This window comes from Streptomyces sp. NBC_00873 (assembly GCF_045207415.1).
In the GTDB taxonomy this organism is placed as follows: domain Bacteria; phylum Actinomycetota; class Actinomycetes; order Streptomycetales; family Streptomycetaceae; genus Streptomyces.
In genome coordinates, this window is the sequence record NZ_CP108803.1 from 322,192 (window position 1) to 335,378 (window position 13,187).

General features: G+C 70.1%; 9 protein-coding genes and 1 pseudogene. All 10 read right to left on the minus strand.

Going from position 1 to position 13,187, the window contains the following annotated elements; genetic code table 11:
- Nucleotides 1–131 precede the first annotated feature (131 nt).
- Entirely contained in the window at nucleotides 132–1,205 is a 1,074-nt protein-coding gene (locus OH809_RS01460) for a polyprenyl synthetase family protein (protein WP_406415579.1), read from the minus strand.
- Between the two features lie 145 nt (nucleotides 1,206–1,350).
- Nucleotides 1,351–1,556: pseudogene (locus OH809_RS01465) on the minus strand (adenosylhomocysteinase); the annotation flags it as partial.
- 61 nt (nucleotides 1,557–1,617) lie between these two features.
- A complete protein-coding gene (locus tag OH809_RS01470) occupies nucleotides 1,618–3,204 on the minus strand; it encodes a class I adenylate-forming enzyme family protein (protein WP_406415580.1) in 1,587 nt (528 codons plus the stop codon).
- 182 nt (nucleotides 3,205–3,386) lie between these two features.
- Nucleotides 3,387–4,535 carry a DegT/DnrJ/EryC1/StrS family aminotransferase gene (locus OH809_RS01475; protein ID WP_406424654.1) on the minus strand — a complete coding sequence of 383 codons (1,149 nt, stop codon included), beginning with the start codon at nucleotides 4,533–4,535 and terminating at the stop codon, nucleotides 3,387–3,389.
- A 14-nt stretch (nucleotides 4,536–4,549) separates the two neighbouring features.
- On the minus strand, nucleotides 4,550–5,107 hold the full coding sequence (locus tag OH809_RS01480; protein WP_406415582.1) for a cupin domain-containing protein: 558 nt from the start codon (nucleotides 5,105–5,107) through the stop codon (nucleotides 4,550–4,552).
- Nucleotides 5,104–6,180 (minus strand): type III polyketide synthase, encoded by a 1,077-nt coding sequence (locus OH809_RS01485; protein ID WP_406415584.1) that lies wholly within the window; start codon nucleotides 6,178–6,180, stop codon nucleotides 5,104–5,106. The genes OH809_RS01480 and OH809_RS01485 overlap by 4 nt, the downstream gene beginning before the upstream one ends.
- A gap of 590 nt (nucleotides 6,181–6,770) precedes the next feature.
- Nucleotides 6,771–7,127, minus strand: coding sequence for a DUF3099 domain-containing protein (locus OH809_RS01490; protein WP_406514820.1), 357 nt, complete (start codon nucleotides 7,125–7,127; stop codon nucleotides 6,771–6,773).
- A gap of 348 nt (nucleotides 7,128–7,475) precedes the next feature.
- Nucleotides 7,476–9,194, minus strand: a complete 1,719-nt coding sequence (locus OH809_RS01495; protein ID WP_406415588.1) for a cytochrome bc complex cytochrome b subunit — start codon at nucleotides 9,192–9,194, stop codon at nucleotides 7,476–7,478.
- Nucleotides 9,195–9,603: 409 nt separating this feature from the next.
- Nucleotides 9,604–11,154, minus strand: a complete 1,551-nt coding sequence (locus OH809_RS01500) for an FAD-dependent oxidoreductase (RefSeq protein ID WP_406415590.1) — start codon at nucleotides 11,152–11,154, stop codon at nucleotides 9,604–9,606.
- Nucleotides 11,155–11,726: 572 nt separating this feature from the next.
- Entirely contained in the window at nucleotides 11,727–13,166 is a 1,440-nt protein-coding gene (pcaB, locus tag OH809_RS01505) for a 3-carboxy-cis,cis-muconate cycloisomerase (RefSeq protein WP_406424656.1), read from the minus strand.
- Between the last annotated feature and the right edge of the window lie 21 nt (nucleotides 13,167–13,187).

The window sequence follows — 13,187 nt, forward strand, 5'->3', positions numbered from 1 at the left end:
TCGTCACCCGGAAAGCGATCAGGGCCTGCGGGAGTGCGTCCTCGTACGCGGTCAGGATGGATCAGATCCAAGGCCGAGGCTGGCGAACTGGTACGGCGCGGACGGCAAGCGGGAAGGCCGCGGATGCGGGCTCAGTTGTTCCGGTAGGCGGCGCGCACGGCCATGTCCGCCAGTTCGTTCCGCCACACCGGGGATATGGGCGCGTCTGCGATGGCACCGCAGCCCCGCTCGACGAGGTCGGCGATGTGCCGTTCGACATCCTCGGGAACACCCGTGTCCTGGAGGCGGCGGTGCACCTCGTCAGGGGTGTGTCCCGGCTCCGTGATCAGACTGCGGATGCCCTCGTCCCGCTGCATCGCCCACCCCAGCAGCAGCGTCATCTTGTGCTGGCTGAAGTCGAGACCGGTGGGCTTGCCGGTCTCCGCGGAATCCCCGAACGCGTCCAGCAGGTCGTCACGGAGCTGGAATGCCTCGCCCACCGCCTCGCCGTACTCCACGAAGGCGGCGGCGAGGTCGGCCCGGCCCGCCCCGCTCGCCCCCATGACCAGCGGCCGGTGAATGGTGTAACGGCCGGACTTGATCAGGGCGATCAGGCGAGAGAGCCGGGGATCAACCGAGAACTCGGCAGCAGCGGCGATATCCAAGCACTGGCCGATGTGCAGTTCGGAGCGCAGTCTGTACCACTCCGCAAGCACCCCCGACGGCGCCTGGGACACAAGCTCCTCCGAGTAGACGAGCGCCAGGTCGCCGATGAGGATGGCCACACCCTCGCCGAACCGGCGTGACTCGCCCCGCCAGCCACGGGTTTCGTGCAGCTCGGAGAAGGCCGTGTGCACGGTCGGCTTTCCACGCCGCTGGGAGGAATTGTCCAGGATGTCGTCGTGGATGAGGGCGGAGACGTGCAGCATCTCCAGGCCTGCAGCCGCCGCCACGATCCCGGGGTCGTGTGGATCACCGCCGGCGGCAAGATAGCCTGTGATGCAGAAGGCGGGCCGGATCCGCTTGCCGCCCGACGCAACCAAATCGGACAGCGCGTCGACGGCGACGACCGCCCGTTCGTCCACCTCGGCATAGCGGGCGCGCTCGGCCGAGAGGAACGAGCGCAGCCTGTGCTCCACCCGCTGCAGCAGGTCATCAGTGATACGTCGCACGGAGGCGGTCGACTCCTGACCGGTGGCGGGCCAGGGGGTCACTTCGGTAGTCACTGCATATCTCCTTGGGCGGGACGTATGAGCACGTGAGGCGGGGCGTGGTGAACGGCACTGCTGAGCTTGGACTCGGGTGGTCGACGTGTCCGGTGGGAAGCCTGCCGACACCCAAGAGGCAACATGAGCGATGACCGGCCGGTCGGTAGCGGTAGTGGCCGGGCTTGTACGGGCCTTCGACCTTCACGCCGATGCGGTCGGCCTGCTCGGGGCGCAGCTCGGTGAGCTTCCCCCAAGGGCGTCCAGGTCCAGGCGCGCGGCCTTCTCGTCCAAGTGCTTGGGCAGCGCATAGACGTCGGCCGGATACGCCTCGGGCTTGCTGAACAGCTCGCTCTGGGCCGGCGCGGCGTCGTTGCGTCGGTCTGTTGCGAGCTACGTGTCTCAACCGCCGCGGCGGCCGGCCGATCGCCGGTCACGCCCGGTTCCGGTGCTCCTGGGTAAGCCGGTGGGACAGCGCGACCCGCTGCACCTTCAGCGTCGCGGTGCGCGGCAGCTCGGCCTGCGGGATCTGGATCGGGTCGGCCAGCTGGGGAAAGTCGGCGACGGCCGCGCGCCAGCGGTCCCGGTCCAGCGGCCTGTCGTCGTGGGTGCAGATGACCGGGACCGGCTGGGAGTCCGGGCCCTGCACGACGACGAGTTCACACAGCTCGTCCAGCTTGCCCAGCACCACGTCCTCGATCTCCAGGGAGCTGCGCACCCCGGAGATCATGTCGATCTCCCGGTCGAGCATGTGCAGACAGCCGAACCTGGTGCGGTAGCCGACGTCCCCGGTCCGCCACCAGTCGCCCTTGCGGTTGGCGTCGTACCGCTCCTGCTCGGCGAAATAGGTCTTCGCCAGGCCGTCCCAGGCGACCTCGATGTAGCCGGGGTTCGTCTCGGACGGCGGCTCGCCGTTCCGGCTCACCACGCGGACCTTGGCGGCGCCCTTGGGCATGGCCCAGCCGACGCAGCGCCCGTTCGCCTTGTGGGCGGAGTTGCGGAAGTAGGCGCGGCCGACGGCCGGACCGACCTCGCTCTGCCCGTAGATCTGGAAGAACAGGGCCCCGCGCCGGTGGGAGGCCTTGAGCAGCTGGCTCCTCGTCCTGGGGTGGATCGCGTCGAAGGTGCTGCTGAAGACCTTCACCGACCCGAACGGCATGCGCGGGTCCTCGGCCAGCTCCTCCCACTCCATCAGCGAGTTGGGCAGCGCCTCGACGAACACCGGCCGGTGCTCGATGAACTGCTCGGCGACGTCGGCGGGGTCCGACTCCCTCAGCAGCAGGACCGGGAACTCCTTCAGCAGCGCCAGGGACATTGCCGCGACCATCCGCGAGTGCACGAAGGGGATGTGGATCGCGACGGTCTCCTTCTTCCGCATCAGCGCCAGCAGCCGCCACTGCGGGACGAGGCGGATGCCCTGGGTGCGGGGCGTGTGCACCACGAGCTTGGGAATCCCGGTGGTGCCGGAGGTGTGGGTGATCACGGCGGCCTCGTCGATCGGCCGGACCACCGGCTTGACCCGCGGCGCACCGGCGAGTTCGGCGAGCGAGACCGCCCCCGGCCGTTCGCCGGCCACCGCGATCACCCGCTGGGTGAGGTCCGCGAGCGGGATCTCGGCCAGCTTGTCGAGCTTGTGCACGTCGGTGAGCAGGTTCGGCCGGTCCACCCGCTCGAGCAGGGCGCCGACGGTCACGGCATCCAGGGCGGGCGACAGCATCACCACGACCGCTCCGATGCGGGACGCCGCGGCGGCGAGTATCCAGATGTCGGCGTTGTGGGTCTTGTGGATCACGACGTGCTCGTCGGGACGGACACCGGCCGCCCACAGACGGCCCGCCAGGTCGTCCACGTGGTCAGCGTACTGGGCCACCGTCAGGCGCCGCCCAGCCTCGGGCAGGACGTCCAGATCGTGGTCCAGGATGATCGGCGTCGACCCGTTCACGGCCGCGGCCATCTCCGGCAGCAGGCCGATGTGAAGACCGCGCTTCTGTATCGATTTGTAGGCTATGGAGCCTTTCATGGGGACTGTCTCCTTCGAGGCACGCTGCGAGGTCAACGGCGCACTGTGCGGGATCCGTGGCCGAGCCGGCCGACGCCACCGGGTTCCGTGCGGGCTCCGGGGGCGTACGGACAACTCCTCAAGGACCGCTCGACTCCTGGCCGAGCCGGCGGTGACGAGGCCCGGGAGGGGCGCGGGTACTTCTATGCGGCCCGCCGGGTGGACGACGTGTGGGTCCGCAGCGCGGTCCGCAGGACCTGCGCGACCCGTTCGACCTGGCCCTGGCTCAGCTCGGCGTGCATGGGGATGGCGAGATTGCGGCGGAAGAGGTCCGCCGAGACCGGGCAGGTCTGCTTCGACTCGAACACCGGCTGGACGTGCGTCGCCCAGGTGCCGTGCCCGCAGCCGATGCCCTGGGCGCGCAGGTCCTTGGCCACCGCCGCCCGGTCCACGCTCTCACCCAGCGTCACCATGTAGGACTGCCAGGCGTGGGTGCGGTCCTCGGGCACCTGCGGCAGGGTGAGGAGTTCCTCGCCGGCGAGCAGGTCGGCGTAGCGGGCCGCGACGGCGCGGCGGCGCTCCAGCAGCTCGCCGATCCGGCCTATCTGCACCTGCAGGATCGCCGCGGCGATGTCGGACAGCTTGAAGTTGTACCCGATCTCGGTGAACTCCGGGATCGGCAGGCCGACGACCTGCGCCTGGTCGAAGATGCTGCCGATGCCGAAGGACGAGCGCAGCCTGGCGTCCGCCGCGACGGCCGGGTCGGCGGCGATCAGGGCCCCGCCCTCACCGCTGGTGGCACCCTTGCGTCCGTGGAAGGACAGACAGGCCACCTCGGCCAGAGCGCCCGCCTCGCGTCCCTGGTAGGTCGCGCCGACCGCGCAGGCGGCGTCCTCGACGACGAACAGCCCGTGGCAGTCGGCGAGCGTCTGCAGCTGCGCGTAGTCCGCGGGCATGCCGACCGTGTCGACGGCGATCACGCCCACGGTCCGCGGGCCGATCAGGTCCGCCACCGCCTGCGGGTCGATGGTGCCGGTGTCGGCGCGCACGTCGGCGAAGACCGGGACGGCGCCGACGTAGCGCACCGCATGGGCGGGGGCGGGGAAGGTGTAGTCGGCGACGATGACTTCGTCGCCCGGCTTGACGCCGAGCGCGAGCATGGCCAGGTGGAGCGCGGCGCCGCAGTTGCTCACCGCCACCACGTCACCGGCGCCGTAACGCTCCTTCAGCTGGGCTTCCAGCGCCTTGCCCTTCGGGCCCTGGCCGGCGGGCCAGCCCGAGGCGAACACCTCGGCGACAGCGGCCAGTTCCTGTTCGCCCAGGCTCGCTTGCACCAGGTCAATCGTGTCCATCGTGCTCATGTCGCTCACGCTCCGCGCTTCGTTGCCGACTGGGATGGAAGGAGAGCGGGGGGTTCGTAGCGCAGCGGTGTGAGCTGATGGACGTCATAACGCCGGCGCATCTGCTCCACGGCCTCGGCGTCCACCGGCCCGCCGGCCTGCCAGATTTCCGCGATCTCCTCGAAGTAGTACTCGTGATAGGGCGACGGATAGCACTGGAACAGCATGCGCGCCGGTTCGTTCGAGGCGTTCCTGAAGGCGTGCGGGGTCCCCGGGGGAACGAACATGCAGGCGCCCTCGGTCGCGCTGACGACCCGGTCTCCGTCGGTCGACTCCCAGTCGTGCCAGGAGTTCTCGGTGCGCTTGGCCGGCTCGAACGCCAGGAGCTGAAGCTCCCCTTCCAGGACGTAGAAAAATTCCTGGGAATCGTTGTGGACGTGCGCCCCGACGTCGAATCCGGGCGGCACGACCACCTCGAAGATCGACACGGAAGAGCCCTGCTCCTTGGTGGCCTTGAAGGTCACTTCCTGCGCCTTGGTGATCAGCTTCCGGCCCCCGGCGGGCGGGACGATGAGGCCGGTCATGCGGCGTTGCCCGGTTCGGCCGGAGCATCGACAGTCCACCGGCCCAGCGCCATTTCCGCGGTGATGCCGGGACCGAAGCCCGCGATCAGACCGGTGGCGTCGGTTGCCGGGGTGTCCTCCTCGAACAGGCGGCGCGCCGCGTCGAGTACGACGGCGCTGGCGATGTTCCCGTACTCGGTCAGGGTCGCCCAGCTGTGGCGGAACACCTTGCGGTCGACGTTGAGGAACTTCGCGAGGTCGTCCAGGATCCGGGGGCCGCCGGCGTGGACGATGTAGAAGTCGAGGTTGCCGGCATCCCAGCTGTGGTCCTTGGCGAACTCCCGCAGCACCGGGGCCAGCGGTTCCATCGTCCCGGGCACCCGGCGGTCCAGCTGGAAGTGGAAGCCGGTGTCCCGCACGGAGTAGGCGATCCACTCCTCGGTGTTCGGGATGAGGTAGGAGGCATTGCGCTCCAGCTCGATGCCGACGCCCCCGGTCCCCCGCACCACAGCGGCCGCGACCGCGTCACCGAACAGCCCGTCGGACAGCAGCGAACCGATGTCGTCCGCATCGGGCTGGTAGCACAGCGAGCACAGCTCGCACGCCACGATCAGAACGTTGCTGCCGGGGTGGGCCAGGCAGAAGTCGTGGGCCCGGTTGATCGCCGCGCCGCCCGCCGCGCATCCCAGCTGTGCGATGGGGATCTGGCGGGTGTCGGACCGGAATCCGAGCTTGTTGATCAGCCATGCCGTCAGCGACGGCATCAGAAACCCGGTGCACGATACATATATGATCGCGTCGATGTCCCGTTCCACCACGTCGGCGTTTTCCAGGGCTCGTTCGATGACCTCCGGGCACCGCTTCTTGGACTCGAGCTCATAGATGCGGTTGCGTTCCGTCAGGCCCGGGTGGGTGAGCGTCTTCTCGATGGGCTGCACAATATGCCGCTTCTGCACCCCCGTGTTCCGAATCAGTCGAAGCGCTAAAGGAAGCTGAGGCTTTCCACCGTGGACTCTCTCGGCGAATTCCAGAGTCTCTTCCATCGTGATGACATATTCCGGCGTGCTCACCGCGGGCTTGCATAGCCTCGGCATATCTGGAATCTTCTTTCTCTAGAGTCTGCCTTCGGTACGTGAAGATTCTTTTTGTGCACAGCGTCCGGAGCCTTTTACCGGCCGCTTTTGCCCAGCACACAGAACGGCCACCGCACAGGGGGCCGTGGTGGTGACGGGTGGACAGGGCACGGCGGGTCACGCCCGGTGGGACCGGAACCGGCTGCGCGGCAGGCCGGGATGCTCATCGGCCGGCGCCGGCGTGCGGGCCTGCCGTCTCCTGGCGCGCACGGGCAGGCGGTTCAACGCCGTCCGGGAACCTGCACGCAAAGCCCTGCAACAAGAAGGCCTGGATGAGGTGTTGGTGAAGTCCGCCGCTCGCCGCTCAACGTCCCACGAGCGTTCGGACGGTACCGCCCGGGTGCAGCGCCACACACCTGACACGGACTCGGTCTCGCCGGTACGGGCCGGTGGACGCGGCACTCAATCCACGGCCACACGGCGGGTTTCGGGCAGGGTAGGCGTGCTGAAATAGTGACACGGTTGGCATCTTCGCGCCAAGAGCACCTCAAAGTGACGTGAGTCACGTCAGCCGAGGTCGTGGGGTCGCCGGTGTGCAGTGAAGTGCCGGGTCAGTCCGCCGTGTTGTGTTCCGGCGGCAGGATCAGGGTGGGTTCGAGGACGACGCGGGCGGCGGGCTCTTCGTTCACCCGTGCCAGCGCAGGCCGCGCGCCCCGGTGCTGGCGCCACCCGGCCTGCGCCACCACCACGGCGACGTAGGGAATGCCACCCGCGCCGACCAGCGCGCAGACCGCGAGGGCGGGCCAGCGGTTCCAGGTGACGGCCATCACCACCACACAGGCGCTGCGCACCAGCATGGCTGCGAGGTAGCGGCGCTGACGGCCGCGCAGGTCCCGCGTCAGGCCGGTGCGCGCCCGGGTGATGGACTCGGCCCGGGCAGCATCCCGGCGCCATGGAGTGGTGTTCATCGGGCCTCCGTGGACACTCCGGCACGGCGCCGGAACCGGAAAAAAGGGGGCTGGACCCTGCCGGTTGGACGAAGGATCCCGTGCGGTGCGGACGTTCACCTACTGGGCGGCCGTGCCGCGGGGCGGCGGGCCGCTACGGCGCCGTACGGTCGTCGGGTCACGGATGGCTGCCGTGTGCCGTGCACCGCCGGAGTGACGGCGGGCGGTGGAACAGCGGACGGTGGACAGTGGAACGGCAGAAGGCCGAACGGCGGGCCGCGGGCGGTGCAACGGCGGCGGCGCGGGTGACCGTCCTCTGATCACCCGCGCCGCCGTCCCTGGCCCGGTTTTCGGCTGTGGGCCGCCGGGTCAGTGCACGTCCTGGTCCGGCTCTCGCTCCTTGGGCGCGCGCTGGGCGCCGATTTCCAGGTGCCCGTCTGCCGAGCCGTGCCCGTTGGCCGAGTGGCCGAAGTGTTCCAGGGCCTGCTCCATCTCCTGCGGGGTCGGCTTGGCGATCTGGTTGCCGTACAGCCAGCGGCTGAGCCGGTAGCGCAGCACCTCCTTGCGGGCCTTGGGATTGGGCACGCCGTTGCGTTCCGTCGCGGGCGCCGGCAGCGGCTCGTAGGACTCCCTGGCCAGCAGCGCGTACTCCTGTCCGCGGTCGAGGCGCTCGTGCATCTCGACGAACTCGCCGTGCGGCAGCCTTTGGATCTTTCCGGTCTCGCGGCCGTGCAGGAGCTTGTCGCGGTCCCTGCGCTGCAGGCCCAGGCAGATCCGTCGGGTGATGACGTAGGTCAGCGCCGGGACGAGGAAGACCCCGATCCGTATCACCCATGTGATCGAGTTCAGGGACAGATGAAAACGCTCGGCCAGGATGTCGTTGGCGCCGCCGAAGAACAGCACCAGGTAAAGGGCGACGAACGCGCAGCCGAACGCGGTCCGCGTGGGGTGGTCGCGCGGCCGGTCGAGGAGATGGTGCTCCCTTTTGTCCCCGGTGACCCAGGCCTCCAGGAACGGCCAGAGAGCGATCACGCCAGCCATCACCGTGGGCAGGATGACGGCCGGGACCACGATGCCGAGATTGATGGTGTAGCCGCCCCAGATGGTGAACTCCCAGGCCGGGAAGGCCCGCAGCGCGCCTTCGAGGAAACCCATGTACCAGTCCGGCTGGGATCCCTGGGAGATCTGGTCGGCGCGGTAGGGACCGTACATCCACACCGGGTTGATCTGCGCGATGCCCGCCAGCAGCGCGAGCACCCCGGAGACCAGGAAGAAGAAGCCGCCGGCCTTGGCCGTGTAGTTCGGCACAAGGGGCTCACCGACGACGTTCTTCTCGGTGCGGCCCGGGCCCCGGAACTGGGTGTGCTTGTGGTAGAAGACCAGGATCAGGTGGACGGTGAGCAGGATGAACACGAGTGCTGGGATCAGCAGGATGTGCAGGCTGTAGACCCGGGGCACGAGGTCGTGGCCCGGGAACTCGCCGCCGAACGCGAGCATGTGCACATAGGTGCCGACCAGCGGGACGGCGAGCGTGATGCCCGAGGTGATGCGCATACCGGTGCCGGAGAGCAGGTCGTCGGGAAGCGCGTACCCGAAAAAGCCCTCCAGGCTCACCAGGACAAGCATCACGAAGCCGATCAGCCAGTTGACCTCACGCGGTTTGCGGAACGAGCCGGTGAGGAAATGCCGCAGCGTGTGCAGGCAGAGCGCACCGATCATGACCAGGGCCGACCAGTGGTGCAGCTGGCGGATGAACAGGCCGCCGCGCACCTCCAAGCTGATCTCCACTGTGGAGGCGTAGGCCCCCGACATCCGCACGCCCTCGAGCGGGCCGTACGGGCCGTGGTAGACGGTCTCGGCCATGGTCGGCTCGAAGAAGAAGGTGAGCCAGGTCCCGGTGAGAATCAGCACGATGAAGCTGTAGAGCGCTATCTCGCCGAACATGAACGACCAGTGCTCGGGAAACACCTTGCGGATCAGGAACCGGAAGTTGTAGATCCCGAGCCGCTCGTCCGCCCAATCGGCGATGCGCTCGCCCTTCGGCGTCTCGGTGCGCGTACCCTGCGGCGCTGTTTCGGTCGTGCTCATACCCGCGCGCCCTCCCCTCGCCGCTCGGTTGTCACAGGCACACCCGGTCCGGCCAGCGAACGGTCGGTGGTGGGGGCGGCCTGCCGCGGCACAAGCGGGCCCGTGCCCTGGAGCAGATGGAACGCTATCGACGCGCGACTCGAACGAACAACCGACTTCAAGCCGAATCTCAAGCCTAACTCGACTGTTTCTTGAGCGAGTTGCGAGTCAGTGGGGTGCGCATCGGCCATCTCCGTGAATAACTGGCCATGCTTCCCGGCCTCGTTGGCCGTGCATGGTGCCCGCCTTTCGCTCAACTGCTCCTGCAAAATTGCTAGTTGATCCACTCTTGTCACACGGAAAGCATAGGCCCGCGCTCAGCGCGGCTCGCGACCGGCTACAACCTGCCGCGCGTTCCGGAGCGCGGCACTCACGGCCGCCGCCGGTCACCGGCGGGCGCCGCGGCAGGCCACTGTGCCGAGGACCCCGTGGTGGGTCTGCGCCCGGCAGAGCCGGTGGAGACCCCGGCGGCAGATGCGTCCGGCGCGACGGAGCGGCGCCGGAGCGCGTCCTGGCCGTGGGTGGTGCTGGGCGGCGTCGCCTGGGCCGGGCCGCGCGGGCCGCGGAGCGCGGCCCGCAGCGCGCCCGGCCGCAGCGCCGCGGCGGGCTCGGCAGCCGTCTGCAGCAGTTCGAGCAGCAGCGTCGCCGCGTACGGATCGGTGGTCGCAGCTGCCGCGATCCGGTCCGCGTACCGCCTGCTGAGCCGGGTGCGCACTCCGGCACGCGGCTCTTGGCCCGCCTTCGCCACGCGCAGATTGCGGGTGCTCATGTGCCAGGCGGGGGCCAGGCGGTGGGCAAGGGCCCGGCGCAGCCGGTAGCCCAGGCCGACCGCTGTGCCGTGACTGGTCAGCATGTGATCGAGGACGAGGGCGGACTGCACCGCGATCGTCATGCCCTGACCGTGGGCCGGGTCGAGGGCGGCGAGGGCGTCGCCGACGACGATGAACTGGTCGGGCCAGCGGCGCAGCTTCTCGTAATGACGCCAGCGGTTCTCGGTCCGGCCGCTGCCGTAGATCGGGCCGAGCGGGGTGGCGGACTCGATGACGTCGCGCAGCAGCGGGTGACGCAGGGCGCCCGCCGCGCGCAGCAGCCCCTCGTGGTCGGCGGGTGATCGCTTGTCGTCACTGGTACAGATCGACACCGACCAGCGGCCGCCCTCGATGGGATTGAGCATGCCCTGCACCGGATTTTCGGCCGAAGCCATGAGTAACAGGCTCTTCCAGTCGGCGACATGGCCGATGGGCGGTGCGAACACGACGGTGGTGTACCTGGTACGGGCATCGGCCACCGTTTCCCTGGGCGGCTCGTAACCGAGTTCGGCAAGCCATTGGGGGGCGCACGAGCCGCGTCCGGTGGCATCGACCACGAAGTCGGCGGATATCAGGCGCCGGGCAGCCCATCCGTCGGTCGCCTTCCGGTCCCGCCCGCGCACCCATACGCCGGTGACGGTGTCGTGGCGGCCGGGCTGCAGGGAGACGACCTCGTGCTCCTGCAAAAAGGTCACCTTGGAGTCGGCGAGCAGCCGGTCGCGCATCACCGCGTCGATCAGATCGCGGCTAGCGCTCAGCATCGACAGGTCCGAGTCGAACCGGGGCAGCCAGCCGCCCGGGCCGAGCAGCAGCATGTCCTCGGGCATGCGGACGCGCACCGCTCCGGCGCCGGTCAGGTCCTGGCCTATGCCGGGAAACAACTGCTCCAGGCCCTGCTGGGCAGCTGTCATGAGGCTGTGCGTGTGCCGCGCCTGGGGCACGCCCCGGCGCCGCGCGGGTCCGCGTGGCACCCAGTCGCGCTCGATCACGGTGACCCGGTCCATGAAGTTGGCCAGGGCCCGCGCCGCGGTGAGCCCGGCGATGCCCGAGCCGATGATCACGGCGTGGCCGTGGCCGTCACCCCCGTCGATAACACCCGCGTTCAGACTCAACTTACCTGCCTTCCCAGTGGGTTGTGCTTGCATCATGCGGGGCGTGGCCACCCGCACGAGGGAATTCGGCCCGTCGAGGGCGGGAGTTCGAGTGGCCTTCGAGGCAGTCACGAGGAGAACTCGAGCGGGATCGCGCGGGGGCGGCAAGAAGCGGTGGGTCTCGGCCGAGTCCAGCCCGCCGCCGGTGCGGGGACCGGCGGGGCCTCGCAGCCCCGGCCGTGATCCGTCGCCCGGATGCCGCCGGCGGAGCTTCCCGCCGGCGGGCGACCTCGAACGCACGTCTGCCTCGCGGCGAAAGGGGCTGGGCACAACGCGAACGAGATGACGACCACCCCTGGGCCGCGCCCATCCCGCACCAGCCGTCCTTGTCAGACCGGCCGGCCATTGGGGGGTGGGTGAAGGAGCGGGGCTGGGGTGCGTGCATCGCAAGGCGGAGGATTGAGCCATGGCGAATGGTGCCTCCCCTGCTCGAGCGAAGCCGAGAGCTCGGGGAACATGGTGATGGACGACAACGCCGCGAGGTACGTGCCCCAGCCCCGTGACGCCACCCCCCAATTGCCGGCCGGTCTCAGTTACGGCGCCGGGGTCCGCACGCACCCCGGCTCGGTGAGCGCCCGGTCCACCAAAGGACCGGCGGCGCCGGTGTAACCGTCCGGGTCGAGGAGGGCGGCCGCCTCGCCGCTGTTCAGCACGCCGGCCAGCTGCGGGAGTTCGGCCAGTACGTCGGCCAGCGGCCGGCCGGCCCGGGCGGCGAGGAGCGAGGCCTGGGTCAGCAGTTCCTTGGCGGCCGTCTTGCCGATGCGCGGCGCCAGGACGGCCGAGACCCGCTCGGAGACCAGCTGCCCGCCGGTCGCCTGGAGGTTGGCGCGCATCCGTTCCGGGCGGACGGTGAGTCCCTGCGCGAGTTCGACGGCCGTGTGCGCGGCGCCGCCGGTCAGGCGCAGGCATTCGCGCAGCGGCTGCCACTCGGCATGCCACACCCCGGCCGAGCGCTCGTCCTCGGCGGACAGGCACTGCATCAGTACGGTGGCCAGGGCGGGCACTTGGAGGGCGGCGGAGCGGATCAGGGTCGCGAGCACGGGGTTGCGCTTGTGCGGCATCGCCGAGGAGGCGCCCCGCCCGGCGACCGCGGGCTCGGCCACCTCGCCGATCTCGGTCCTGGCCAGCACCAGCACATCCGCGGCGATCTTGCCGAGGGCCCCGGCCGTGTGGGCGAGGGCGGTCGCCAGGTCGGCGACGGGGGTGCGCAGGACGTGCCAGGGCAGGACGGGGGCGGACAGCCCGGTCTCGGCGGCGAAGGCGGCGCCGAGGCCGTCGAGTACGGCCGCGGGATCGGTGCCCTCACCGGCGTACTGCAGATAACCGGCCAGTGTTCCGGCCGCGCCGCCGAGCGCCACCGGAAGCCCGCCGTCGGCGATCCGCTCCAGGCGCTCGACCGCGTCCAGGACCAGCTGGCGCCACCCGGCCGCCTTCAGCCCGAAGGTCGTGGGGACGGCGTGCAGGGCGAGGGTGCGGCCCGCCATCACGGTGTCCCGGTGCGCGGCCGCGAGGTCGCCCAGCGCGGCGGCCACGGTGTGCAGGTCCGCGACGATCAGGCGCAGCGCGCGGGCGGCCACCAGCATCGCGCCGGTGTCGAAGACGTCCTGGCTGGTGGAGCCGCGGTGCACATATTCGGCGGCCTGCGGGGAACGCTGGGCGACCACCGCGGTCAGCGCCTTGACCAGCCCCACGACCGGGTTCGCGGTCTCCCGCGCGGCCAGCGCCAGCTCGCGCACGTCCAGCAGGTCCGCGCGGGCGGCGGCCGTGATGGCCTCGGCCGCGTGTGCGGGCACCGTGCCGCAGCGGGCCTGGGCTCGGGCCAGGGCCGCCTCCGCGTCGAGCATCGCCTGCAGCCAGGCGCCATCGCCCACGGCCGCCTCGACGTCGGTGCCCGCCCGGACCGGGGAGAGCAGCCCGGCGTCCAGGTGGGCGGGCAGGGCCGCGGGTTCCGGGGGCTCGTAGCGGGAGGTCATGCGTCTGCCTTCGCGCTCAGG